Annotated in this window: 1 protein-coding gene; it reads right to left on the reverse strand. The window is 69.9% G+C overall.

All coding sequences use genetic code 11. The features are described 5' to 3' along the window. Positions 1 to 40: 40 nt before the first annotated feature. The coding region (locus SM757_RS35005) for an electron transfer flavoprotein subunit alpha/FixB family protein (protein WP_322468868.1) at positions 41 to 637 on the reverse strand (597 nt) is incomplete at its 5' end.

Consider the following 637-nt stretch of genomic DNA (forward strand, 5'->3'; position numbering starts at 1 on the left):
CTGCAACGGCACGGCCCTTGAGGGTTGAACGCGAAAAGGCTCAGGCCAGCGATGCGCTGAGCGCCGGGACCGCCTCGAAGACATCGGCTTCCAGGCTGTAGTCGGCCACCGAGAAGATCGGCGCCTCCGGGTCCTTGTTGATGGCCACGATGACCTTGGAGTCCTTCATGCCGGCCAGGTGCTGGATGGCGCCGCTGATGCCGCAGGCGATGTACAGGCTCGGCGCCACGATCTTGCCGGTCTGCCCCACCTGCCAGTCGTTGGGCGCGTAACCCGCGTCCACCGCGGCGCGGCTGGCGCCCAGCGCGGCGCCGAGCTTGTCGGCCAGCGGCGTGAGCACTTCCGCGAACTTCTCGGCCGAGCCCAGCGCGCGGCCGCCCGCCACGATGATCTTGGCGGCGGTCAGCTCGGGGCGGTCGCTCTTGGTCAGCTCGCGGCTGACGAAGCTGCTCTTGTCACTGTCGGCCACCGCAGCCACGGTCTCCACCGCCGCGCTGCCGCCGGTGGCGGGCGCCGGGTCGAAGCCGGTGGTGCGCACCGTGATGACCTTGACCGGGTCGGCGCTTTGCACGATGGCAATGGCGTTGCCGGCGTAGATGGGGCGCGCGAAGGTGTCGGGCGCATCCACCTTGGTGAT

This window comes from Azohydromonas lata (assembly GCF_034427735.1).
In the GTDB taxonomy this organism is placed as follows: Bacteria; Pseudomonadota; Gammaproteobacteria; order Burkholderiales; family Burkholderiaceae_C; genus Azohydromonas; species Azohydromonas lata.